At 70.9% G+C, this 23,083-nt stretch carries 24 protein-coding genes and 1 pseudogene; 10 read left to right on the top strand and 15 right to left on the bottom strand.

The window, feature by feature from the left end:
- Positions 1-453: 453 nt before the first annotated feature.
- The gene (locus EF387_RS18420) at positions 454-819 is read right to left on the bottom strand and encodes a hypothetical protein (RefSeq protein ID WP_128377630.1); all 366 of its coding nucleotides are present in this window, start codon (positions 817-819) and stop codon (positions 454-456) included.
- Positions 820-983: 164 nt separating this feature from the next.
- Between EF387_RS18420 and EF387_RS18415 the strand changes: the two genes are divergently transcribed.
- The 4 genes from EF387_RS18415 to EF387_RS18400 all read left to right on the top strand — a co-directional run bounded on the left by EF387_RS18415 (position 984) and on the right by EF387_RS18400 (position 4,800).
- Entirely contained in the window at positions 984-1,337 is a 354-nt protein-coding gene (locus EF387_RS18415; RefSeq protein WP_128377629.1) for a hypothetical protein, read from the top strand.
- 49 nt (positions 1,338-1,386) lie between these two features.
- Positions 1,387-2,451, top strand: coding sequence for a hypothetical protein (locus tag EF387_RS18410; protein ID WP_238431576.1), 1,065 nt, complete (start codon positions 1,387-1,389; stop codon positions 2,449-2,451).
- Between the two features lie 16 nt (positions 2,452-2,467).
- Positions 2,468-2,854 (top strand): roadblock/LC7 domain-containing protein, encoded by a 387-nt coding sequence (locus tag EF387_RS18405; RefSeq protein ID WP_128377628.1) that lies wholly within the window; start codon positions 2,468-2,470, stop codon positions 2,852-2,854.
- Positions 2,855-3,579: 725 nt separating this feature from the next.
- Positions 3,580-4,800 carry a beta-ketoacyl-[acyl-carrier-protein] synthase family protein gene (locus EF387_RS18400; protein WP_128377627.1) on the top strand — a complete coding sequence of 407 codons (1,221 nt, stop codon included), beginning with the start codon at positions 3,580-3,582 and terminating at the stop codon, positions 4,798-4,800.
- Between the two features lie 173 nt (positions 4,801-4,973).
- Here the strand turns inward: EF387_RS18400 and EF387_RS18395 are convergent, their stop codons facing one another.
- A complete protein-coding gene (locus EF387_RS18395; RefSeq protein ID WP_155589772.1) occupies positions 4,974-5,855 on the bottom strand; it encodes a hypothetical protein in 882 nt (293 codons plus the stop codon).
- A complete protein-coding gene (locus EF387_RS18390) occupies positions 5,845-6,384 on the bottom strand; it encodes a SigE family RNA polymerase sigma factor (protein ID WP_128377625.1) in 540 nt (179 codons plus the stop codon). Before EF387_RS18390 ends, EF387_RS18395 begins: the two co-directional genes overlap by 11 nt.
- 215 nt (positions 6,385-6,599) lie before the next feature.
- On the opposite strand from EF387_RS18390, the gene EF387_RS18385 reads away from it, so the two are divergent.
- Together EF387_RS18385 and EF387_RS18380 are read left to right on the top strand one after the other, a co-directional pair.
- Positions 6,600-7,997, top strand: coding sequence for a sigma factor-like helix-turn-helix DNA-binding protein (locus EF387_RS18385; RefSeq protein WP_128377624.1), 1,398 nt, complete (start codon positions 6,600-6,602; stop codon positions 7,995-7,997).
- A gap of 5 nt (positions 7,998-8,002) precedes the next feature.
- Entirely contained in the window at positions 8,003-9,733 is a 1,731-nt protein-coding gene (locus EF387_RS18380; protein ID WP_128377623.1) for a transglycosylase domain-containing protein, read from the top strand.
- Positions 9,734-9,752: 19 nt separating this feature from the next.
- Here EF387_RS18380 and EF387_RS49750 read toward each other — a convergent pair whose 3' ends face one another.
- The 5 genes from EF387_RS49750 to EF387_RS18355 all read right to left on the bottom strand — a co-directional run bounded on the left by EF387_RS49750 (position 9,753) and on the right by EF387_RS18355 (position 14,604).
- Positions 9,753-10,745, bottom strand: coding sequence for a TIGR03943 family putative permease subunit (locus tag EF387_RS49750; RefSeq protein ID WP_338058113.1), 993 nt, complete (start codon positions 10,743-10,745; stop codon positions 9,753-9,755).
- Entirely contained in the window at positions 10,742-11,716 is a 975-nt protein-coding gene (locus EF387_RS18370; RefSeq protein ID WP_128377672.1) for a permease, read from the bottom strand. The genes EF387_RS49750 and EF387_RS18370 overlap by 4 nt, the downstream gene beginning before the upstream one ends.
- Positions 11,717-11,931: 215 nt before the next feature.
- Complete coding sequence (locus EF387_RS18365; protein WP_128377621.1) at positions 11,932-12,501, bottom strand: hypothetical protein; 570 nt, start codon at positions 12,499-12,501, stop codon at positions 11,932-11,934.
- The gene (locus tag EF387_RS18360; protein ID WP_238431575.1) at positions 12,498-13,154 is read right to left on the bottom strand and encodes an RNA polymerase sigma factor; all 657 of its coding nucleotides are present in this window, start codon (positions 13,152-13,154) and stop codon (positions 12,498-12,500) included. Before EF387_RS18360 ends, EF387_RS18365 begins: the two co-directional genes overlap by 4 nt.
- Before the next feature lie 106 nt (positions 13,155-13,260).
- Positions 13,261-14,604, bottom strand: a complete 1,344-nt coding sequence (locus tag EF387_RS18355) for a tetratricopeptide repeat protein (protein WP_128377620.1) — start codon at positions 14,602-14,604, stop codon at positions 13,261-13,263.
- Positions 14,605-14,803: 199 nt separating this feature from the next.
- Between EF387_RS18355 and EF387_RS46715 the strand changes: the two genes are divergently transcribed.
- A complete protein-coding gene (locus EF387_RS46715; RefSeq protein ID WP_155589771.1) occupies positions 14,804-14,947 on the top strand; it encodes a hypothetical protein in 144 nt (47 codons plus the stop codon).
- Positions 14,948-15,133: 186 nt separating this feature from the next.
- Here the strand turns inward: EF387_RS46715 and EF387_RS18350 are convergent, their stop codons facing one another.
- A complete protein-coding gene (locus EF387_RS18350; protein WP_128377619.1) occupies positions 15,134-15,793 on the bottom strand; it encodes a TOPRIM nucleotidyl transferase/hydrolase domain-containing protein in 660 nt (219 codons plus the stop codon).
- 140 nt (positions 15,794-15,933) lie between these two features.
- On the opposite strand from EF387_RS18350, the gene EF387_RS18345 reads away from it, so the two are divergent.
- Both EF387_RS18345 and EF387_RS18340 read left to right on the top strand, forming a co-directional pair.
- Positions 15,934-16,518, top strand: coding sequence for a hypothetical protein (locus EF387_RS18345; protein WP_128377618.1), 585 nt, complete (start codon positions 15,934-15,936; stop codon positions 16,516-16,518).
- Between the two features lie 143 nt (positions 16,519-16,661).
- Positions 16,662-16,823: pseudogene (locus tag EF387_RS18340) on the top strand (helix-turn-helix domain-containing protein); the annotation flags it as partial.
- A gap of 116 nt (positions 16,824-16,939) precedes the next feature.
- Here EF387_RS18340 and hemC read toward each other — a convergent pair.
- The 6 genes from hemC to EF387_RS18310 form a co-directional block, all read right to left on the bottom strand.
- The gene (gene hemC, locus EF387_RS18335) at positions 16,940-17,887 is read right to left on the bottom strand and encodes a hydroxymethylbilane synthase (protein ID WP_128377617.1); all 948 of its coding nucleotides are present in this window, start codon (positions 17,885-17,887) and stop codon (positions 16,940-16,942) included.
- A 58-nt stretch (positions 17,888-17,945) separates the two neighbouring features.
- Positions 17,946-18,851, bottom strand: coding sequence for an RNA polymerase sigma-70 factor (locus EF387_RS18330; protein ID WP_420802590.1), 906 nt, complete (start codon positions 18,849-18,851; stop codon positions 17,946-17,948).
- 8 nt (positions 18,852-18,859) lie between these two features.
- Positions 18,860-20,074, bottom strand: coding sequence for an NAD(P)/FAD-dependent oxidoreductase (locus EF387_RS18325; RefSeq protein ID WP_128377615.1), 1,215 nt, complete (start codon positions 20,072-20,074; stop codon positions 18,860-18,862).
- 88 nt (positions 20,075-20,162) lie between these two features.
- Entirely contained in the window at positions 20,163-20,624 is a 462-nt protein-coding gene (locus tag EF387_RS18320; RefSeq protein ID WP_128377614.1) for a hypothetical protein, read from the bottom strand.
- A 122-nt stretch (positions 20,625-20,746) separates the two neighbouring features.
- The gene (locus tag EF387_RS18315) at positions 20,747-20,950 is read right to left on the bottom strand and encodes a DUF397 domain-containing protein (protein WP_128377613.1); all 204 of its coding nucleotides are present in this window, start codon (positions 20,948-20,950) and stop codon (positions 20,747-20,749) included.
- On the bottom strand, positions 20,910-21,758 hold the full coding sequence (locus tag EF387_RS18310) for a helix-turn-helix domain-containing protein (RefSeq protein ID WP_128377612.1): 849 nt from the start codon (positions 21,756-21,758) through the stop codon (positions 20,910-20,912). The genes EF387_RS18315 and EF387_RS18310 overlap by 41 nt, the downstream gene beginning before the upstream one ends.
- A 78-nt stretch (positions 21,759-21,836) precedes the next feature.
- Between EF387_RS18310 and EF387_RS18305 the strand changes: the two genes are divergently transcribed.
- Entirely contained in the window at positions 21,837-23,069 is a 1,233-nt protein-coding gene (locus EF387_RS18305) for an amidohydrolase (RefSeq protein WP_128377611.1), read from the top strand.
- Positions 23,070-23,083: the final 14 nt, after the last annotated feature.

Below are 23,083 nucleotides of genomic sequence, written 5' to 3'. Positions count from 1 at the left end.
TGACGGGCTCCGCGTGCATGCGCGAGCAAGGCCGGCTCCGGGTGGTCCGGGTGGTCCGGGTGGTCCGGGTGGTCTGGGTTCGACCGTCCTGGCAGGGGCGGCTCTTCGCGGCGTTTCCGAATTCGGGCAGAACCGAGTGCCGAGTGCCCGATCTCGGGCAACGTCGGCGTCGATTTCGGGGGCGACAGCGGCGGACGGCCGCGCTCCCGGATATGCCGGAGAAATATGTCGAGGGCCAAGTCGCGATAACGGGACACCTCTCGGCGGAACCTGACTGACCGTCGAGAAGAAGCGTCGGCATGGGCCTCTATAAGAGCCGTCGGCATGGACCGTCGACATGGGCGTGCCGTATCACCGCGCGCCCGAGTTCTGAGCCGAACAGAACCCGGCGCGGCGGTCACGGTGATACGCGCGATCCGAGACGGACTCAAAAGCCCTCCGGCCCGGTCGGACTCAGACCTCGAGACCGCTCTCGATGCGCTTGAGGTTGTGCCGAGCCAGCGCCAGATTGCTACGCGAACGGTCGAGCGCCAGGTACAGGAAGAGCGAACCCTTGCTGCTCACCAGCGGTCGGATCAGGTGGTACTGCCTGCCCAGCGTGATCAGGATGTCCTCGACGGTGTCGTCCATCTGGAGCGAGGCGAGGGTGCGCACCTTGGCCCGGACGACCTCCGTGTTGCCCGCCGCCGCCACCTCCAGGTCGAGGCCGGGGCCGCCACCGAGCACTCCCAGCGACATACCGCTCTCGTAGTCGACGAGTGCGACACCCAGGGCGCCGTCCACGGTCATCGCTTCTTTGAGCGCCGTTTCGATGTTCATAAGGCTGGCCTCGTTTCCTCTGCCGGTCGTCGGCGTTCAGAGATCATGCAAACAGCGATCGAAAAACAGTAAACCCGTGAGTAATTAAGTATCACTTGAGGTCACTGTCGCCATGTTGGTGATTAAAGTACTGTGCGGGAAGCGGTCAAGTGAAGGGGGATCGGATGTCGGCGATCGAACGGGGACTCGCAAAGCTCCTCGACGCTCCCGGCGTCACCGGCGTCGCCCTGGTGGACGGGGTCACCGGCCTCACCTACGCGGTCGCGGGTGAGGAGACCGAGGATGCCTCGGAACTGTGCGAGACCACCGCGTTGATCGCCGAGTCGCTCGCGAGAGCGGGCGCCCGGGGCGAGGTGGAGAGCGTGATCGTGACCAGCGCACGGCGCCACTACGTCACCTTCCTGGTACGACGGCAGGGCGACCCCCTGCTGCTGTCGGCCATCCTGGACCGCGCACGCACCAACATCGCGCTGGCGATGCGGGACCTGTCAGGCCGAGCCGCCGAAGTACTGGCATGAACGGCAGTACGGACATGAACGGCGGCATCGAGAGAACGGCAGCACAGGTATGACCGATCGCCGAACCACGGATCCCGGCATCACGGATCCCGGCGGCATGGATCCCGGCATCACGGACCCTCGCACCACGGATCCTGGAACCACGGATCCGCGTTCCGACGAGCCCGGCGCCGACCCCGGGACCGGCGGCACCGACGCGACCCATGCGACCGGCAGCACCAATGCGACGAGCACGACCAATGCGACGAGCACGACCGACGCGACGGGCACGACGGACGCGACCGACGCGAGCGTGACCACCGCCCGCAACGTGTCGGCCCTGCTGCTGGCGCTGCGCGCCCAGCGCCGCAGCGCGACGGTCCGGGTCTCCGGCACGCCCGGGGGCACGATCCACCTCCGCGACGGCCTGGTCGTGGCCGTCGAGACACCGGGGGCCCCGACCGTCGAGGCGATCCTGCTGAAGTCCGGCCGGATCAGCGACGCGGAGTGGGCCGGGGTGTGCGTGGCCGACCCCTCCGGGGAGCTGCGCGGGGCGGAGCTGAACCACCGCGCGCTGGTCGGTGCGCTGGAGCTCGAAGTGATGTGTACGGCCGCGGTGTTCGACGGGGCGTTCGCCATGTCGCTCAGCGCTCCGGCGAGTTGGGAGGTGACCGACCGGGTGCCCACGCTGAGCGTGGAACCGGGGGTCGAGCCGGCCCGGCTCACCCAGGAGACCTCACGGAGGCTGGCACTGCTGTCCCGGCTGCTGGGCGCACCCGCCGAGGCCGCCCGGGCCCGGGTGCACCGGCTGGCGTCCGAACCGGTGCACTCGTCACGCCACGTGGAGATCCTTTCCTGCGTCAACGGCCGGCGTACACCACGGGACATCGCCTTCACGCTGGGCCGCGGGCTGTACCCGGTCCTGCTCGATCTGGTCCGGATGGAGGGACTCGGGCTGGTGCGACGGGAGTCCCGTACGACACCGTCCGGCAGGCCCAGCACCGCACCTCGTACTGCCGCCTCCGCGGGGCAGTCGCCGTACGCGCCCCCCGAACGGGGCCCGTTGCCACGGCGCAGTCCAGGCGGGCACGGCCCGAAGTCAAGCAGCAGTCCAGGGGAGACAAACAGTGCCTGACCAAGGAATCAATGCCATGAGCGAAACCAGGGCGGCCGATCCGCTGATCGACATCCTTGCGGCACTACGCGACAAGGTGATGGGGGTGTCCGAGAGCGTACTCGCCACGGCTGACGGCCTACTGGTCGCCACGGACGCGGCAACGGTTCACCCGGAGTCCGTGGCGGCGGTGGCCGCGGCCACGCTCTCCCTCGGCAGGCGCATGGCCCAGCAGGGGGAGACCGGAATGCTGCGGCAGGTGATCGCGCAGTGCAGCGGCGGTCATGTGCTGGTGCTGGCGGTCGGCGACCGGGCCCTGCTCGCCGTCGTCGCGGACGAGGGCCTCGACCTGGCGGCCTTCCAGCGGGAGGCCCCGGCTGTGGTGGAGGAGCTGACGCGGCAACTGGACGCGGACGTCGCTTAGGCAGATGTGGCTTAGACCAGTGACACGTGTGACTCATGGGGCGATTGAGCGGAATCAACGCATTGTGACTGATGGTGCGCCCGCCGTGGGCGTCCGCGGCGTCGCGTGACCGATGGAGTGCGCCGGTGGCGGGGACCGTGGTTCTGTCCCCCGCCACCCCACATTTGCGGCGCTTTCTCATATCCCCGTCCCAGGTTCGCATAAGGAGATCCTTCGGAGCTCCCATCGCAGCTCCCATCGGAGTTCCCTGCGGCTTTCTCGTTCGGGCTTGTGCCCCCGGCTTCCAGTCCGGATTTCCGTTCGCGTTTCCCGGTCGTGTTTCCCGGCGGCATTTCGCCCTTCACGTTTCACGTGGAACATTCGGACTCTATCCGGGTGAACAGCCCGTGCTGCGGCGCGTCCCGCCCTCAGGCCGTGGAATCATGACGGCCGACGAAAGGGTTGAACTGTGCTCGCTTCCCGGCCTCTTGCACGACTGACGCTCTGGACGCTCGCCGCTTCGGCGGGCCTCGCGGCCTGCTCCTTCGCAGTGGTCACGGCCGCTCTCAAGACCCGGGCCGTACGGGTCGGCTGACCGAATCGCCGTGCACCCGCGCCGCTTCCGCTCGTGTACCGCGCCCGTCGCTTTTCACCCGGAGAAGAATGAACCCGGCTTACTATTTTATGACCTTTATGGCCGCTGACATCGCCGTCGCCTTCGGCCCCGCGCTGTGGAAAGCCGCCGCGTGACCGGCGTCGCGATCACCGGGCTCGGTCTCGTCACTCCGGCGGGGATCGGCTGGGAAGCCACCTGGCGGGGTCTGTGCACGGGGGTCTCCACCGCCGCCCCGGACCCCGTCCTGGACGGCCTGCCCATCGACTTCTCCTGCCACGTCCGGGACTTCGAGCCGCGGGCGATGGCGGGAAAGTCCGCCTGGCGCCTGGACCGGTTCACCCAACTCGCGGTGACCGCCGCCCGGTTGGCCGTCGAAGACGCGCGCGTCGACACCGCGGCATGGGACGCGGACCGGGTCGCGGTCGTGATGGGCGTCGGCTCGACCAGCCTGGAGACACTGGAGAAGGAACACGGCAAGGTGGTGCGCAGCGGCCGGTCGGCCTCCGTGTCACCGCTGACGCTGCCGCGCGCCGTCCCGAACATGGCGGCCGGCGAGATCGCCCTCCAACTCGGCGTCCACGGACCCAACCTCACCCTGTCCACCGACTCCGCGTCGGGCGCCAGCGCGCTCGGCACCGCGCTGGACCTGCTGCGCGCCGGGCGCTGCGACATGGTGCTGGCGGGCGGCGCGGAGTCACCGCGCAGTTCGCGCTTCACCGCGCTGCTGTTCTCGCAGATGGCCACACTCTCCGCACGCTGTGACACCCCGGCCACCGCCTCCCGCCCGTTCGACGCGGACCGCGACGGTTTCGTGCTCGGCGAGGGCGCCGCCGTCCTCGTACTGGAGCGGACCGAGCACGCGCTCGCCCGCCGGACCGCGCGGGTCCGGGCCCGCCTGCTCGGATTCGGCGCGTCCGCGGACGCGTACCATCCGACCGGCGCCGATCCGACGGGTGCGGGGGTCTCGCTGGCCGTCGCGGCGGCCCTCCGGGACGCCGGCCTGGGGGCGCCGGACATCGACCACGTCAACGCCCACGGCACCGGGACCGTCCCGGGCGACCTGGTGGAGTCCCGGGTGCTCGGCCGGCTGTTCCCGCACCGGCCGCCGGTCACCGCGAACAAGGGCGCGCTCGGTCATGCGCTGGGCGCCGCCGGGGCGATCGAGGCGGCCTGCGCGGTGCTGAGCCTGGAACACCAGACGGTGCCCCCGACGGCCAACCTGGACAGCCCGGACCCCCAGGTCACGCTGGACGTGGTGGCCAAGACACCGCGCCGGGTCCGGATGGACCATGCGCTCAGCACGTCGTACGGATTCGGCGGGCAGAACGCGGTACTGGTCCTCGGCCGCTAAGGAGGAGCGTGCCGGGCGTCGCGACGCCGCGGAGGTCCGTCAGAAGGGCCCCAGGGCCCAAGTGCCGCAACAGGCAACGTCCGCCCCGTCGCGACGCCCGGCACGCTCCCCCAAGCTCTTCGAGCAGGCCCATGACGCCGCTCCTTACCGGGCAAACGTTGCCTGCCGCGGCACTAGCCGGTTCCGCCCACAACGGCGGACGAGGGGTCTCGCTCCGCGGACCGGATGGTGTCTGTGGCGGACGAGGGGTCCTGCTCTGTGGACGGCATGATGTCTGTGACGGGCGAGGAGTCCCGCACTGCGGGCGGCATGATCTCTGTGGCGGACGAGGTGTCCCGCTCCGCGGACGAGGCGCCCCCTGCGTCGGTCGGGATCGTCTCTGGGGCGGACGCGGTGGCGTCCGTCCCGGCCTCTGGGGCTCCGCTGACCGAGAAGTGGTCGCCGACCCGCACCTTGTCGTACAGCCACAAGGCGTCCTTGGCGTTCAGACCGATCCAGCCGCCGAGGGGTTCGCTGTCGTCGGGGGCCTTCGCTGCGTAGGTGACGGCGCCGACGTAGACGGGGTCGTTGTCGGCGCCGCGCAGTTCGACCACGTACGGCACCTCGACCGTGAAGCGTTTCTTGAACAGCTTCTCGGACGCGACGAGTTTGGTGTCCCACTTCACCGCCACCGTCAACAACCCCATCGGTTCGCGTGCCTTTACCGCCCCCGAGCTGAGCCGCATGACGTGGTCACCGAATATCAGGACCTTCTTGCGGAAGTCGACCGAGCCGGTGGTGGCCACCGGCCTGGCGGGGGAGGCGGACGACGTGGGGGCGGATGCGGCGGGCGTCGCGGCCGGGACCTGGGCCCGGGTGCCGCCGTCACCGGTGTTCAACGTCAGCACGAAGGTCACCACGGCGAGCGCCGTGGCGCCCGCGCCGAGCACGAGAGTCGCCCGGCGGCGGCGTCCCCGGCGGACGGCGCGGCCCCGCACCTCGGCGCCGGTGACGACCGGTGCCGTCTCGTGCCGCGCGGCCAACTCGCGGAGCGCGGTCGAGAGTTCATCGGACACGGCCGCCCTCCTTCCGCACGGGCCCGGCGGCCTCGCCCACCGGTCCGTCCAACGAGTCGTCCACCGACAGATACTTCGCCAGCGCGGTCCGCCCCCGGGACAGCCGGGCCTTGACCGTCCCCACGGGCGCACCGGTCTCGGAGGCTACCTGCTCCACACTCATGTCGCACAGATGGTGCAAGACGATCGCCATCCGTTGCGCCTCGGGCAATTGACGCAGCGCAGCCACCAGCGCGGTGTGCTCGGGGCCGGGCCCCGGGACCGACTCGGGCGGTGTGGTGCGGCGCACGAGTTCCAGCCAGCGCCTGGCCCGGCGCCAGCGGCTGACCGCCAAGCGCATGGCGACCGTACGGATCCACGCCTCGGGGGCCCCGTCCGCCATGAACGTCCTGCGCCGGTCCCAGGCCCGTACGAACGCTTCCTGGACCACGTCCTGGGCCTCGGTGTGGTCCCCGGTCAAGGCATAGAGCTGCCCGGTCAGCCGGGGGAAAGCGGCCGTGTAGAAAGCATCGAACTCGTCCTCGGTCATGCCCCCCGCCGGAGTCTCACAGTTCCCTTGCAACCCTCATGTCCCCGCCGCTCGTACAAGTTCCGTAGGTCGCGCCATCGAAGCACAACCCATGGAGAAGACGACGAACACGGGGTTCCGGATCCACCGGTGGCCCCAACCGAGACCCTGACCTCCCTGCGCTGACCACGTGTCACCGAGCGTCACCGCGCCCTGGAATCGGAGGACTTGAGCACGTGCTCCCCACATCGCACGACTTCGCGTCGCACGACTTCGCGTCAGAACACCTCGCCAGATCCCAGGACGGCAGAGCCCAGGACGGCCGGTCCCAGGACGGCAATGCCCAGGACGGCCGGTCCCAGGACGGCAATGCCCAGGACGGCCGGTCCCAGGACGGCACCTCCCACACCTTCGCCGTGTGCGCCCGGAACCGCTGGCCCCGGCTGGTCGTCACCGCGCATCTGCTGGCCGACGACCTCCCGGCCGCGGAGGAGTTGGTGCGGAGAACGCTGGCGCGGGTGAACGCCGGGTGGCGGCGCGTTCCGCGGAACGACGTGGACTTCCACATGCAGCGAGAGCTCGTCAGAACCTACTTGCGGGGGCAGCGCCGTCCGGCCGCGAGGCGCGCCGCCCGATGGCGGGTTGTGCTGGTGCTGCGCTACTGGGAAGGCCGGTCCGAGGCGGAGACCGCTCAGCTGCTGGGTTGTTCGACGGGTGCGCTGCGCGCCCACGCCAAGCGCGCCCTCAAGGCGGCCGGAACCGACCCCGCAGGGGTGCGGAAGTCGTTGGCCCGGGTCGCCGCCGACGTGGTTCCGTCCGTTGTTCCGCTCGACGACCTCCATAAGCGGGCCGGCGCCTGGCGGCGCCGCCGTACGGCCGTGGTCGCGACCGTGTGCGCCGCGGTGCTCGCACCTGCCGCGTTCTTCGCGGTCGAGCGGATCGGGGACGACGGTGCCTCGGGCTCGTCCGGTACGTCGTCGGACATGACCTCGGGACCGATACGCATCGTGGCGCCCGGCGAGCGGGTGAAGGCGGCACCGGGGGTGGAGGTCTGGCTGACCACGGACGGAGAGCACTGGTCGGAGCCCGGCAATCCCAACAATTTCCGCGGGATCTCCGAGGACGGATTCACGGAGACAGGCGCCCGCGCCCAGGAAGAGCCGGTGGACCACCTGCGCAAACCCACGGGGGCCGAGGGGGCCGACGGGGCCGCGCCGACCGCCGAGGCCGCGGAAGCCTCGGAAGCCGCGGGGAAGTCGGAGGGTTCCGGGAAGGAACGCGCCGACACCGGGCGGCCGGGCCTCTCCGTCGCGGGAGTGAACGCGAACCCTGCCGACGGCAGCCATTTCCTGACCGGTCTGTACTACGGCGTCGACGGGGATCCGGGCCGTGTCGAGGTGAGGGCGGGCGGCAAGAAGATGACCGCCTCGGTGCTCACCCTGGCGGGCAGCCCGGGCTGGGGAGTCTGGTACGTGAGCGCCCCGCTGTCGGCGGCGGACGCCAAGCTGTTCCTTGCCGCGGTCGAGTTCGGTGCCGCAGGCGGCCGGGGTGGCGCCGCAGGCGACGGCGGCGGCAGCGTCACCGTGTACGACGCGAGAGGCGAAGTGCTCGCACGGTCGGGGACCGGGGAGTGACGCGCATGCCCTCGAACCTGCGCCGGCGTGCCCGTCGGCTGAAACAGCGGGCGGTCTCCCGCCGTATCCCGCTGCGCGTCCGTTTCCGCCGTGGCCGGGGCCGTCGGGTGCGGCGGCTGTTCATCGCCTTCCTGGTGCTGATCGCGACTCTGTGCGGCTCGGTCGTCGTCGCGTACAAGCTCACTGTCATCCCCAAGGCGCACCCGGAGACGGTCACCCAGAGCACGGTCTTCCTCGACGACAAGGGCGCCTATCTGGGGCGGCGCGGACCGGTCGACCGGCAGGACGTACCGCTGGCGCAGGTCCCACGGCACGTCCAGGACGCGGTGATCGCAGCAGAGAACCGTTCCTTCCGTACGGACACGGGGGTCTCCCCGCGGGCGATCGCCCGCGCCGTGGTGGCCACGGTGACCGGCGGGGAGCGGCAGGGCGGTTCCACCATCACCCAGCAGTACGTGAAGAACGCGCTGCTGAGTCCGGAGCAGTCGCTGTCCCGCAAGGCCCGCGAGGCACTGATCGCCGTCAAGCTGGACCGCACCCGCTCCAAGGACGAGATCCTGGAGGGCTATCTCAACACGGTGTACTTCGGGCGGGGCGCCGCCGGCATCAAGGCCGCCGCGCGGAACTACTTCGACGTCGACCCCAAGGACCTCACCGTCTCCCAGGGGGCCGCGCTGGCGTCCATCGTCAATATCCCCTCCTACTACGAGAAGGCGGGCTCCGACCCGAAGGTGACGGCGAAGCTCCGGTACCGCTGGGAGTGGGTCCTCGACGCGATGGCGGCGAGCGGCGCCATCTCGGCCGAGCAGCGGGACGGGGCGCGCTTCCCGGCCTTCCGGTTCTATCCGCCGGGCGCGACCGAGGGGCAGCGGCAGTACCTGATCGACGTCGCCGCGAAGGAGGCCGCCGACCGGCTCGGCATCACCGAGGACCAGTTGGCGCGCGGCGGCTACACCGTGCACACCACCTTCGACCTGGCACTCCAGGACGCCACCAATGAACTGGTCAAGGAACACCCCGGAGGCAAGGGCGTCCGGATGCACACCGCGGTCGTGGCGATCGAGCCCGGCGACGGGGCGGTGCGGCTGCTGTACGGGGGCTCGGACTACGCGCGGCAGCCCTTCAACGACGCCGTGAACGGCGCGGTGGAGGCGGGCACGGCACTGGAGCCGCTGACTCGGATGAAGCTGGGCGCACCGCTGGCCCAATTGCCCACGGCGACGGCGCCGACGCCGCTGACGCTGGCCTCGGCGTACGCGGCAGTGGCGGCGAACGGCCGGTACGCGGCCCCGTACACCGTCACGAAGATCATCCGGGACGGGCGGACGGTCCACACGGCCCGCCCGGATGTGCGCGACGTGCTGAGCGAGAAGGAGGCGCTCGTCGCATCGAAGCTGATGGCGGGCCGGCCGCTGCCCGCCAGTCCCCTGGGCCTGACCTACCCGAACGTCTTCTTCACCGGTGGGGCGGGCGGCGGGATCACCCGGCGGACCGTGTGGAGCACGGGGTACGACTCCCAACTCGCCCTCACCCTCGCGCTCTTCGCCGACCGGCCGGGCAAGCACAAGCAGGAACAGGAGCAGGAACAGGGGCAGGGGCAGAAGCAGAAGCAGAAGCAGAAGCAGAAGCAGACCAGTGTGCCCGCCCAGTTGCCGAACGAGCCGTCGCCGGCCTCGTTCGCGGAGCAGACCGTGCTGCGGATCTGGAACGAGGCCCGTTCTGACCAGTCCCGCTAGGTCCTGTCGTCGACAGGGCCTAGCGCTTCTCGTACGGGTCCGACGGCTGACGCACCTCGCGGACCGAGGCGGCGTCGAGGACCGGGCGGGCCTTCGGGGAGCCGGGTGGGCCGGTGGGGTGCCAGGTGCCGGTGACCGTGACCCAGGTGTCGGACACCGGGGGCTCGGCGCCGCGGACCTCGACCTTGCGGGCCTGGGCGTCGGCGGCGCAGCAGTTGACGACCAGGCGGGACACGTACCACGTGGTGCCCTCGCCCCGGGTCACGAAGCCGGTCAGGCGCAGGGTGCGGCCCCTCATCGAGGCGCCGGTGTCGTACTCGGCGCGCGAGCTGAACGCACCGAGGTCGATGTCGAGCGGGTCGCCCGCGGGGAGCGCCGGGAAGGTCCCGGCGCCCTGTGCCTCGGTCTGCGCCTCCTGCCGGGCGGCGCTGTAGGAGCCGAGGGCCGGGGGCGGGAACAGCAGCAGGGCGAGCGCCGGGACGGCGAGGAGGAGGCTGACCCGGGGGGCGCGGGAGTGGTCGTGGCCGTGGTGACCGTCGTGGCCGTCGTCGCGGTGGTGGCCGTCGTGGTCATCCTCGCGGTGATGGCCGTCGTCGCCGTGGTGGCCGTCGTCGCCGTGGGGGCCGTCGTGGCCGTCGTCGCGGTGGTGGCCGTCGTGGTCATCCTCGCGGTGATGGCCGTCGTCGCCGTGGTGGCCGTGGTGGCCGTCGTGGCCGTGGTGGCCGTCGTCGCCGTGGTCCTCACTCCGGCCGTGGGGGCCCTCGTGGCCGAGGTTCTCGCCCTGGCCTTCGTCGAGGTCGTGCCGGCCGTCGGCGGGCGCGTCTTCCCGGTGACCGGCGCCCCGGCGGAGCAGTCCCACCACGCCCAGGGCAGTGAGGACCACTCCGGAGGCGATCAGGTACGGGCGCAGCCCGGCCTGCACATAGCGCAGATACAGGTCGCTGGCCACCGAGATCCGCAGCAGCGCGGCCCCGCACAGGATCAGCAGGACCGCCTGGGTCGTGCGCCTCACAACAACCACCATCCCACCAGCACGCTCGCGGCCACGGCGACCACCCAGGTCGCCGCCGAGAAGCGCCACGCGAAGGCGCGTCCGAACGTTCCCGTCTGCAGGGCGATCAGTTTCAGGTCGACCATCGGACCGACCACCATGAATGCCAGCCGGGCCGTCGGCGAGAAGCCGGTCAGTGACGCGGCGACGAAGGCGTCGGCCTCGCTGCACACGCACAGCACCACCGCGAGGACCGCGAGCAGCAGCACCGCCAGCCAGGCGGAGTCGGTGAAGACGTCGAGGACCGAGCGCGGCAGGACGATGTTGAACGTCGCGGCGGCGGCCGCGCCGACCACCAGGAAGCCACCGGCGTGCAGGAAGTCGTGCCGGAGTCCCGTGCCGAAGACGTGCAGGCGCCCGCCGCCATCGGACGGGGTCCTGGACTTGGTGCGCCGGGGCAGCCACTCCTCCCGCCCGAAGCGCACCCACAGCCAGCCCATCACGACCGCGGCGCCGAGCGAGGCCAGCAGCCTGGCGAGCACCATCACGGGCTGGTTCGGGAAGGCGATGGAGGTCGCCACCAGCACGACCGGGTTGATCGCGGGGGCGGAGAGCAGGAACGCGAGTGCCGCGGCGGGCGCCACACCGCGCCGCATGAGACTGTCCGCGACCGGCACGGAGGCGCATTCGCAGCCGGGCAGCACAGCCCCGGCGGCGCCCGCGACGGGCACGGCGAGCGCCTGGTTGCGCGGCAGGATCCGGGTGAACACCCGCTCGGGCACGAAGGCGCCGATCGCGGCGGAGACCACCGTGCCGAGCAGCAGGAAGGGCATGCCCTGCACGGCGATCGCCGTGAACACCGTCCACCAGGCGGCGACCGCGGGCGTGTAGAGGTCCAGCGCCAGCATGGGACCGAGGACCGAGGCCACGGTGACGATCGTGATCAGGGCGACGCCGCCGAACACCAGGGTCACCAAGGCGCGGGCGACCATCCGGGCCCCGTCCGCCACCGTTGTCGTCCGGCTCTCCACGCTGTCGTCGACTCTCGTTTCCCGCCTTGCCCGTACGTGTCCGGACAGACTAGCCAACGCGGCTGTGCGGACGGCCGGGGGCGGCAAGGAACAGCCTGTGCGGTGGTGTTCGGTCCGCGGACGGGTGTGCCGGCCTCGGCGGAGCCGCGGATGACGCCCGCGGCTCCGCCCACGGATCAGAGGGTCGCGTCCGGACCGCCGCCGATCCACGGCTCGCTGCACGTCGGAACCTTCGACACCAGCCGGTAGGACACCGACAGGACCGAGTCGTCGTCCCTGAAGTCCGCCACGATGAGCAGCGTCTCGCCGTCCCGGATCAGGTCCGGGTCGATGATGCCCTTGAAGGGCTTCGTGTTCGTGTACGTCATCGGGTAGCGACCCTCGGCCCCGGGGGCCAGGGGAGGCTTGCCCGTGGCGCAGTTCTCGTCCCCTTCCAGGACGACGGCCGGCAGACCCAGCTTCTTCAGTTGCTGCTGCAGGCCGGGCAGGCCCTCGGCGCGGTTCAGGTCCAGCGCCACCGAGCCGTCGCTCCGCTGGGTCACGGCGTACGCGGGCGAGCTGCCCGAACCGCTCAGCGTCGGCACGACCACCGCCGCCGCGACGGCCGCCGTCGCCACCGCCGCGATGGTGAACGGGACGCGAAGACGACGGGCCGGGGCCCGGGTGGCCGTAACGGGGGCCGGGTGCGTGGCCATGGCCGACAGCTCCGACGCCAGGCGCTGCTTGTATCCGGTGGGCGTGTTCATGAGACAACCTCCAAGAAAGATGCTGCGTTTTCGGTGGGTTGGGCGGGGGACGGGTGGGCGGTGCGCAACAGCCGCTTCGCGCGGTGCAGGCGGCTGCGCACCGTCGCCCGGTTGAGCCCGAGGACCTGGGCGGCCTGGCCCGGGGTGAGGCCGTCCACGGCCACCAGATCGAGGACCTCGCGCAGCGGCTCGCTCAGCGCGCCGTGCCGCTCTGCCAGCTCGCGTGCCGCCCGCTCCGCGTCGATCCGCTCCTCAAGGGCGGCGATGTCCTCCTCGTCCAGCAGCCGGTGCCCGTTCAGCCGGGCCACCGCGCGCTGTTCGCGGGCGCTGCCCCGGTAGTGGGAGGCCAGGACGTTGCGGGCGATGCCGTACAGCCAGGCGTAGGGCGACCCGCGCTTCGGGTCGTACTGTCCGGCGGCCTCGAGCGCGGCGACGAAGATGTCGGCGGTGAGGTCCGCGGCCACCTGCGGGCAGTTCGTGCGCCGGGCCACGAAGCCGAGGACGGCGTCGAAGTTCTCCTCGTAGAACGCCGAGAATCCGGCGGCGTCCGGCCGCGGTGGCGCGGCCCGGCTCCCGCGTCGTTCGGACCCCGCGGCCCATTCGGGTATTAAGGGCACCCGTTCCTCCAAGTGGTCGGTGATCCCTTCACCCACTCCTTGGCCCGGGGCCGGCCACCTGTTGCATCGCTGCCCGGCAGGTTTCAGGAACGTTCTCGCATCGCACCGCCCGGCTCAGGTGTGTCGGTCACAACACCACTGACTACAGCGGCGGTTGAGCGGGCGCCGGCCCCAGGGTCGTCGTGCCGGGGGCCGTGCGGTGGCCCAGGCCGGTGCGGTACACGTCCAGTGCCGCCTCCACCCGTCCCGTACGGCGCAGCAGATCGCCGAGCAGCCGGCACAGGTCCGCGAGGTCTGGGGCGGCGCCCGCTCGCTCCAGCAGGCTCAGTGCCCGGACGTAGTGTTCCTCGGCGCTCTCGGTGTCCCGGGCGTCCTCGGCGATGATCCCCAGCAGCCGGTGCGCCGCGGCGGAGTGCACGGCGCCGCGCTCCGGGCTGAGGTCGCCGAGCACCTCGTGCAGCAGCGCGGACGCCTCTTCCGACTTGCCGCGCCGGTGCAGCACATCGGCCAGTTCGACCGCGACCTGACTGCTGTAGAGAGCGGCCCGCTTGTCCGAGAGCATGGCCCGTGCCTCACGCAACTCGGTCTCGGCGCGCCCCAGTTCGCCGTTCTGTACATAGAGGTAGCCGCGCATCCAATGGCAGTTGGCGAGTTCCGTGCGGATCTGGAGCTGGCGGTAGAGCTCGGCGGCCTTGGCCAGCGAGGTGTCGGCCTCGGCGATGCGGCCCTCGGCGACCAGGGTGCGGGCGACCTGGCGGTGCATGCGGGCCAGCAGTGCGGGGTCGGCGACCTGGGGGGCGAGGGCGAGCGCGAACTCGGCGGCCTGGGCGGCACGGGCGTGGGCGCCCATGTCCATGTAGGGCGCGATGATGGCGCTGTAGAGCAGCAGCAGGTCGCCCGGGTCGCTCATCCCGCTGCTGTTGAGTTCGTCGAGAGTGGACTCCAACAGGTAGCAGGCGTACCTGAGTTCACCGGCCAGGTAGTGGGCGACCGCGCGTCCCCGCAGTGCGGGCACGCGGCGTGACAGCGGCTCGTCGGCGACACGTTTCTCCGCCTCCTCGAAGCGGGTGCGGGCGGTGACCAGGTCCCCGGTCTCCAGCGCGCATTCGCCGAGCCCGAGCAGTGCGGTGAACTCCTCGGCCACCAGGCCGTGTTGCTCGGCCTCGGCCGCCAGCTCCGAGTACTGCTCGGCGGCCACCTCGGCGGCGCCGGTGGCGAGCGTGCGCTGCGCGTCGGTCAGCCGCAGCCGCAGATCGGTCGCCAGGTGGGCCGGGCGGCCGGTGATCAGTTCCTCGTAGGCGATGCCCAGGCGATCCGCGATGTGCCGCAGTGCCTCCTCGGAGGCCCTCACCCGGCCCGCCTCCACGGTGGAGACGTAGGCAGGGGTGTACGCGGGCTCCGCCAACTGCTTTTGCGTCAAACCTCGTTCGGTTCTCAGCTGCTGCACCCTGCGCCCGATCGTGCTCGGGTCGTCGCGCTCCGCCATGGGATGACCTCTCCAATTAACCTGGATCTTAAGCTCACTTCTGTCCTAGGAGCGGTCAACTCCCCAGACGTGACAGTCCAGTTAAAGCATCCGACATGGCACCGGATTCGCGACACGCCTTGCCGCTTCTGCCCGCACGCCCTACGTTTAAGTCACACGTTAAACCTACTTAATCGGTCGCTGACGCAGGGGGTTACTCGTGATCCGTCGCCTGTCCACGCGCTACCTCACCGCGCTGTGTGCCGGCGTGCTGGCCGCCGTCGCCCTGATCACGGCGGCGAACACGGGCCCGGAGGCTTCCGCCGACCCGGCGAAGGTCGACTCGGCGGTGCAGGAACCCTAGGGCCGGGTCTGCGGGGCGCCCGCCGACGGGGCCTCGGTTCCGCGGGCGGGGCCCTTGTGCCGGCCGCCGCGTTCGGGGCCCGCACACACGGCACGCCGCACGCGCCCCGCACCGGGCTGACCATCCGGCCGGCTCCGGGTGGGAACCGTCGCGCCTGATGCGGCACCAGGAACCCGGCTACCGGAATCAGACGTGCGCGAGGAGCCGTTCCAGGGGCCGGGGTATCCGGCCTGAGTCCAGGGCCTCGACGAGTGAGCGCGCGTACTGCGCCTTGCGGCCGGCGTGGGTGCCCATGAAGCGCCGAAGGTGCTGCTCGACGGTCCGTTCCCGCTGGGCGGGCTGGTTCTGGAAGACCCGGAAGGAACGCATTTCGCCCTCCGCCTCGATGACCTGCTGCACGGCGGAGACGCCGAGGGAGCGGATCAGCTCGTCCTCGAGGTCCGCGACGCACATGTGGAAACCGAGCGGTTCCAGGTCGTCCGGGGTGAGGCGGGCGCCGAGACCCACCCGCTCCAGAGCGCGTCGGAAGAAGGGCTCCTCCGCGATGTCGCACAGGCCCGCCAGCTTGAGGTCGAGCCCCGGAGGGCCGCACACGTCCAGGAACCGCCCGATGTTCGTGGCACCTCCGAGCGGCACGACCGCGATGCCCTCCGCCCCCAGGTCGCGGCCGTGCCGCACGGCCAGCGCTTCGAGCGCGGCCTGATCACTGCTTCCTTCGACCAGCACGACCATGCGCACGGTGGCGTCGACCGCCAGCTCCTGTGCTGCTTCGGCGGCCGCCGAGGCCCCCGCACCGCCCGCCGCCCACGCGACGACCGCCCGACGGAATCGCCCCATGTCATCCATGGGCCCAGTCTCGCAATGCGAGCCGCCTGCGGCACCGGATTTACGGGCCGGCGTGATGAAGCCGCCCTTTGACCGGCGTCTACCGGAACCCGCCGACCACTCTCCCGGGCCCCAGTTGCGAACCGGGCAGGAAAGCCGCCGTGCATGACAAGGGACTTCCACCGGCCGCGGCCTTCGACGTCCCGCTCGGGCCGATCATCGGCACCAACATTCTGGAGCGCTTCCTGACGACGGTCGACGCGCCGAATCGGCGTCTCGTACTGTCCCGCCGTGGCGACAGCATCGCCCGTGCCCGGCATCTGGCCCGCCTCGGTGCGGCACAGCACGTGACACCGTTCGGCCTGTGGAGCGATCATCTGATGATCGCCCGCGGTCGCATCGACGAGATCAGTGGCGTCAACCTGTTCGTCGACTCGGGCCTGGTGGCACTCACTCCCGATCAGGGACAGGTGGCGATGCTCGTCCCACGGCGCACTCTCGCCCGGTGGGGAGTGGCCAGGCCGCAGACCGGCCGGTTCGCCGAGCTCCCTGGCACGCTTGCCATCGGCACGGCATCGAGAGAGGGAATGACCGCCTACCCCGTAACGGATCGCGTCTGGCGTGAGTTCGGCCACTGGGGCGGGATCCGCGTGGATGCGCTGATCTCGTGGGGGTACCTCAGCCACTTCGCCTGGACGATCGACTTCGAACGCAGGGAGTACCTGTTCACAGAGGACCAGTCCTGACCGGGATTTCGCGGGACCATAGCCGGATCACAGCCGGGGTCTCGACAACGGCCGAACGCTGACCCTCTGACGACGGATCAAAAGTGACCCACTTGGTGATCTTCGTCTGACCCTGACCTTGGTGATCAAGGTCAGGAGGGAAGGTGATCCTCGTGGAGGACTGGTCAGAGATCCGCCGCCTGCACCGGGCCGAGCAGATGCCGATCCGGGCGATCGCACGGCATCTGGGCATCTCGAAGAACACCGTCAGGCGGGCCCTGGCCAGCGACCGGCCGCCGCAGTACCAGCGGCCGGCCAAGGGATCGTGTCGACGCGGTTGGAGCGTGCCGGGCGTCGCGACGGGGCGCACGTCGCCTGTCGGGGCACTAGAGCGGCTGAGCGCCGGGCGGAGTGACCGCCCGGCGCTCAGCCGTCCGTGGGCTCAGTGGGCGATGCCGTCGATCAGGTCGCGGGCGCCCTGGCGGAGGAGGGCCACGGCGACCGAGGTGCCGAGGGTGGCGGGGTCGAGGCGGCCCGCCCACTCGTGGGCGTTCAGGACCGTCTTGCCGTCGGGGGTGAAGACGCTTGCGCGCAGAGAGAGTTCGCCGCTTCGTGCCGTCTTCGCGTAGCCCGCGATGGGGGAGTTGCAGTGGCCCTGGAGGACGTGCAGGAACATGCGCTCGGCGGTGGCCTCGCGGTGCGTGTTGGGGTCGCCGAGGTCGCTGACCGTGTCGATCACGGCCGTGTCGCCCTCGCGGCACTGCAGGGCGAGGATGCCGGCGCCGATCGGCGGCATCATCGTCTCCGTCGACAGGACCTCGCTGATCACGTCCGTGCGGTTGATCCGCTCCAGGCCCGACACGGCGAGCAGCAGCGCGTCCGCCTCCCCCGCCGCCAGCTTCTCCAGGCGTCGGTTGGCGTTGCCCCGGAACGGTACGCACTCCAAATACGGGTGCGAGGCGGCGAGTTGGGCGATCCGGCGCACGGAGGACGTGCCGATGCGGGTCCCCGCCGGGAGTTCGTCGAGCGTCAGCCCGCCGGGGTGGACCAGCGCGTCACGGATGTCGTCGCGCTTGAGGAAGGCCGCGAACGTCGTCCCCGCCGGGAGCGGGCGGTCGGCGGGCACGTCCTTGACGCAGTGCACCGCGAGGTCCGCCTCCCCGGCGAGCAGCGCGGCGTCCACCTCCTTGGTGAACGCGCCCTTGCCCTCGACCTGGGACAGGTCACCCATCCACTTGTCGCCGGTGGTCTTCACGGGGACGACCTCGGTGCGGATACCCGGGTGCAGCGCGGCCAGCTCGGCACGCACACGCTCGACCTGCGCCAGCGCCATGGGCGAGTCACGGGAGACGATGCGGATGAGTTCGGGGGCCGTTTCTGAGGCGGACATACCGTCCACGATAGACCCGTGCGGCCGGTGCTCCGGACCGTCCCGGCGAAGTCCCCGGCTACGCACCGATGTCGTGCCTGGTCCCGTCGGCGACTGCCCGCAGTTTGTCGGGGTTGGCGACGTTGTGGATGGCGGTGATGCGGCCCTCGGTGTCGAAGTCGAAGGTGACGGTGGCGATCACACGGTCCGGGGCGCTGAACAGCAGGCCCGGACCGCCGTTGATCTCGACGAGTTCGGCGTTCATGTCGGCGGGTTCGACGCCCTGGTAGGTGACGGTGCCGATGGCCCCGAACCAGGCGGCCACCGTCTGTGCGCCCACGACCGGACGCAGGGCCTGACGGACCTTGCCGCCGCCGTCGGTCCACAGCGTGACGTCCGGGGACAGCAACTCCATCAGGGTGTTGATGTCACCGCCGGTCGCGGCGGCGAAGAACCGCTCGGTGACCTCGCGTTGCCGGGACCGGTCCGCGGCGAAACGGGGCCGGCGGGCCCGTACGTGCTCGCGGGCCCGGTGCGCGGCCTGGCGCACCGCGGCCTCGGACCGCTCCACCGCCTCCGCGATCTCCGCGTGGCTGAAGCCGAAGACCTCCTTCAGCACGAACACGGCACGTTCGAGCGGGCTCAGCGTTTCCAGCACCACCAGCATCGCCATCGACACCGACTCGGCGTCCATGACGTCGTCGGCGGTGTCGCCGCCGGTGAGGATGGGCTCCGGCAGCCACGGGCCCACATACGTCTCCCGCTTGTGCCGGGTGGAACGCAGCCGTTCCATCGCCAGGTTCGACACGATCCGCGTCAGATAGGCCTTGGGGTCGGCGACCTGGGAACGGTCGTCGGCCGACCACTTGATCCAGGCGTCCTGGACGGCGTCCTCCGCGTCAGCGGCGGTGCCGAGGAGGCGGTAGGCCACCGAGAACAGCAGGCCACGGTGGTCGTCGAACACCTGCTGGTCCTGATCCGACAACGGACGGCTCACCGCGTCCCCCGCACCCGGGTGAAGCGGCCGCCGCGCGGCCAGAACGCGCCCGAGGCGGGCATCTTCTTCATACGGCCGTAGGTCGGCCAGGGAGAGGCGCTCACCGTCTCCTTGTACCAGGCGGCCTTACGGCCGGTCAGGCAGATTTTCCGGGGGCTGTCGTCGGGGTGGGTGAACTGGACGACCGCGTCGCCCCGCCCCAGGCTGACCGGCGTGTGGTAGTAACCGAAGCGGAACGGCTTGGGCTCCTTGCCCTTCAGCGCCCGGACGATCGACACCGCGGCGTGCACACCGGTCGGCATGCCGCCCTGGCAGGTGCCGTGCATGACGCCGTAGGCCTGCCGGATCGCTGCGGCGTCGCCGACGGCGTACACCTCGGGGTGCGACACCGACCGCAGCGTGGTGTCGGTGATGATGCGGCCGCGTTCGTCGACGCTCAGCCCGGCGGCCGCCGCGAGTGGCGACACCCGGGTACCGCTCGTCCACAGGACGACGTCGGCGGCCACGCTCTCCCCGTCCGCCAGCTCCACCGAATCGGGAAGCACCTTCACCACCTCGGCCCCGGCGCGCACCCGGACACCGAGCCGGTCGAGCGCGGACCGCAGATACGCCCTGGCCTTGGGGTTCATGGCCGCGCCGGGCTCCTGCCGGCCCAACAGCACGACGTCCAGTTCCGGGTACCGCTCGGCGATCTCCGCGGCCGCCTCGACGCCGGTCAGCCCACTGCCGCCGACGACCACGGTGCCGCTCCCCAGCCGCGCCAACCGTCCGGCCAGCAACTCGGCCTCCTGTGCGCCGTTCAGCGTGTGCGCGTGTCCCTCCACTCCGGGCACCGCCGTGTCGGCCACGCTCCCCAGCCCGTACACGAGCGTGTCGTAGTGCAGCACCCGCTCGTCGTCGATCCGCACGGTCCTCGCGTCCGCGTCCACCGCCGTCACCCAGCCGCGCACGAACCGCGCGCCCGTGCCCCGAAGCAGCTCCGGGATGCGCATCTCGGCGAGCTGCTGCCCGGTCGCCGCCATGTGCAGCCGCAGCCGCTCCGTGAACGATTCCTGCGGGTTGACCAGGGTCACCTCGACGTCCTCACGTCGCCCGACCCTGGCCGCGAGCTGGATCGCCGCCGCCATGCCCGCGTACCCGGCCCCGAGGATCAGAACGCGGTGGGTGGTCGCCGTACCGGCCTCGGCTTCGTGCTCATGCTGTGCGCTCATCGTGCCGCCCTCTCCGCTCTCCGCTTGCTGACGACCCCCAGACGCAAGCTGATCGACGGTTCGTGACACGAGAGCGATGTGATGCGCGTCACGCGGGGCGGACCGCGTTACGGGGATACCTCGTGTGGGTCAGGAACGCCTCGATCACGTCCGGTGCGGGACGGTGCGGGGGTGCCGCCATCAGGACGGCGTCGTCCTTGCCGGGCAACGGCGGTGCGAGCAGGGCGACTTCGTCTCCGGACCGCAGGGTCAGTACGAGTCCGCGCAGACCTGACTCGTCCCCGGGTACGTCGCGCAGGCGGGCGAACAGCGGGTACTGCGGCGACAGGCGTACATGGGCCAGGAGCGTCCCGCGCCGGAACTCCTCCCAGCGGTCCAGCCCGAGGGAGCGGTAGGGCGGCTCCTGCCAGGGCCGGAGCTCGTCCAGCCGTTCCAGGACCCGCCGCAGGAAGTCCCGGATCTCCGCCTCACCGTGCGGCTGCCAGGACAGGTCCTGCTCCCAGACGTCCGCGTCGAGTGCGGCCTTGATCCCCTCGTACTGCTCCCGCACGGTGAGGTCGTAGATGGGCCGCTCCAGGATCGTGCGGCTGGTCGACTCGACTTCCTCGTCCCCCAGTTCACGCCGGAAGATCAGGCCGTAGAGGACCCCGGCGACCAGCCCGGAGTGCGTGCTCAGAGGACGCCCTGCGCCGCAGCCGCCACGAAGGCCCCGAACGCGGTCGGCGAGACGACGAAGGTTCCGACTTCGGGGTTCTTGGAGTCGCGGAGGGCGATGTGGGCGGGGAGGTGTGCGACTTCTACGCAGTCGCCGCCGCTGGTACCGCTGTAGCTGGACCTACGCCACACCACGGACGTCAGGTGCTCGCTGGTCTCCATAGCGTTCCTCCATCACGCGGGCGATCAGGCTTGCCGAGTCCTCGAGAGAGTGGGCCGTGGCCTGCAAGCGAGCGTATCCGACCGAGCGCTCCCTGATGACCTGCGAATTGGCAGTCATGTGACCGAAGTCGTACGACTCGGCGTAGAAGAGGTCGGGGTCGCTGTCGAAGCGCAGGAGGTTGAACGAGCCCATCAGTCCGGTATGAGCTCCGACCGCGAAAGGCAGTACCTGGATGTTTACCCAGGGCCGCTCGCTGAGCGCCAACAAATGGGCCAGTTGGTTGCGCATGACCTCCGAGCTGCCCACTTCCCGGAGCAACACGGACTCGTCCAGCACCACCCATAGAACAGGCGGATGTTCGCGCTCCAGAACGCGTTGACGATCCAGCCGCGCGGCGACCATCTCGCTGACCTTCTCCGGGTGATCAACATTGAGCAACGCCTGTGCGTACTCCCGCGTCTGAAGAAGCCCGTACACCAACTGAGCCTGATACGTGGAGATATAGGTAGCCCGCGCCTCCATCTCCGCGTACTGCTGGAACCAGGCCGGCAGTTGGCTGCGCAGCACCAACCCCACCAACCGTGAGAAGAACCCCTCCGTCAGCAGCGCCGCGTCCGCGCGTTCCGCGAAGTCCCGGGTCGGTACCTTGTGGGCCGTCTCGATCTGGCCGACCAGGGAACCCGTGCAGAACATGGACCTGCCCAACTCGCCCTGGCTGAGCCCCGCCGCCTCTCTCAGGCGGCGCAGCTCCGAGCCGAAGTAGTCCAACGGGGATGCGCTGGGATCGAGTTCACGAATGCCGGGCACATAGCTGAGCGTAACCGAGCAGATCCGCTCCGGAGGCGTCATTCACGGAGTCGGGCGAAGACACCTACCCTGACCGACGTGACCCCCGCACGCATCGCGCAGGACCTCACCGCCGACCTCCCCGTCCCCGCCCTCGAGGACCTCTACCGCGACCTCCACCGCCACCCGGAGCTGTCCGGCCAGGAGCACCGCACCGCCGCCGTGCTCGCCACGCGGCTTCACGCCGCCGGTTACGACACCGCGGAGGGCGTCGGCGGCACCGGAGTCGCCGCCGTGCTGCGCAACGGTGACGGGCCCACCGTCCTCCTCCGTGGGGACATGGACGCCCTCCCGGTCACCGAGGAGACGGGGCTCGAGTACGCCTCGGGGACCCCCGGGGTCATGCACGCCTGCGGTCACGACCTGCACATCACCTGGCTGACCGGTGCCGCCGAGGCGCTCGCGGCGGGGCGTGAGACCTGGTCCGGCACGCTGGTCGTGGTGGGCCAGCCCGCCGAGGAGACCGGCGTCGGTGCCCGCGCGATGGTCGCCGACGGACTGTACGAGCGCGTCCCGCGACCCGATGTGCTGCTCGGGCAGCACGCCGCCCCCGGCCCGGCCGGGCTCTACGCCCACGTACCGGGGCTGATCATGTCGGCGACCACCGATGTCGACATCGTCATCCACGGGAAGGGCGGGCACGGTTCGCGGCCCGAGTCGACCGTCGACCCCGTCGTCACCGCCGCCTACCTCGTCACCCGGCTCCAGACGGTCGTCAGCCGGGAGATCGCCGCCCGTGAGTCCGCCGTGCTGACCGTCGGGCGGATCGAGGCGGGCGCCCGGCACAACATCATCCCGTCCGAGGCCCGCATCGGCCTGAACCTGCGGACGCAGTCCGTCGCCGTCCGCGACCGGATGCTCGCCGCGATCCGCCGTATCGCCGAGGCCGAGTGCATGGCGGCGGGCTGCCCGCGGCCGCCGGAGATCACCGCGAGCGGTGACTTCCCGCTCACCGTCAACGACGCCGAGACCGACGCCAGGATCGCCGCGGTGCACCGGGAGGTGTTCGGCGAGGGGACTGTCATCGACCCCGGTCCGGCCATGGGCAGCGAGGACTTCCCGCACCTCGCGGAGGGCGGGATCCCCTACTCCTACTGGTTCGTGACGAGCACCCCGCACGAGGTGTGGGAGCAGGCCTCGGGCGCGGACCTCCACGAGATGCTGGCCTCCGTCCCGGGCAACCACAGCCCGCTCTTCGCGCCGGACCTGTCGACGGTCGGGCCGGGCGTGCGGACCCTGGTGTCCGGAGCGCTCGCGTACCTGGCGGCCTGATCCCGGCCGCGGGT

Source organism: Streptomyces cavernae (genome assembly GCF_004023625.1).
Taxonomy (GTDB): domain Bacteria; phylum Actinomycetota; class Actinomycetes; order Streptomycetales; family Streptomycetaceae; genus Streptomyces; species Streptomyces cavernae.
Note: the sequence above shows the minus strand (reverse complement) of the source record. Positions and strands in the feature narration are given on the sequence as shown.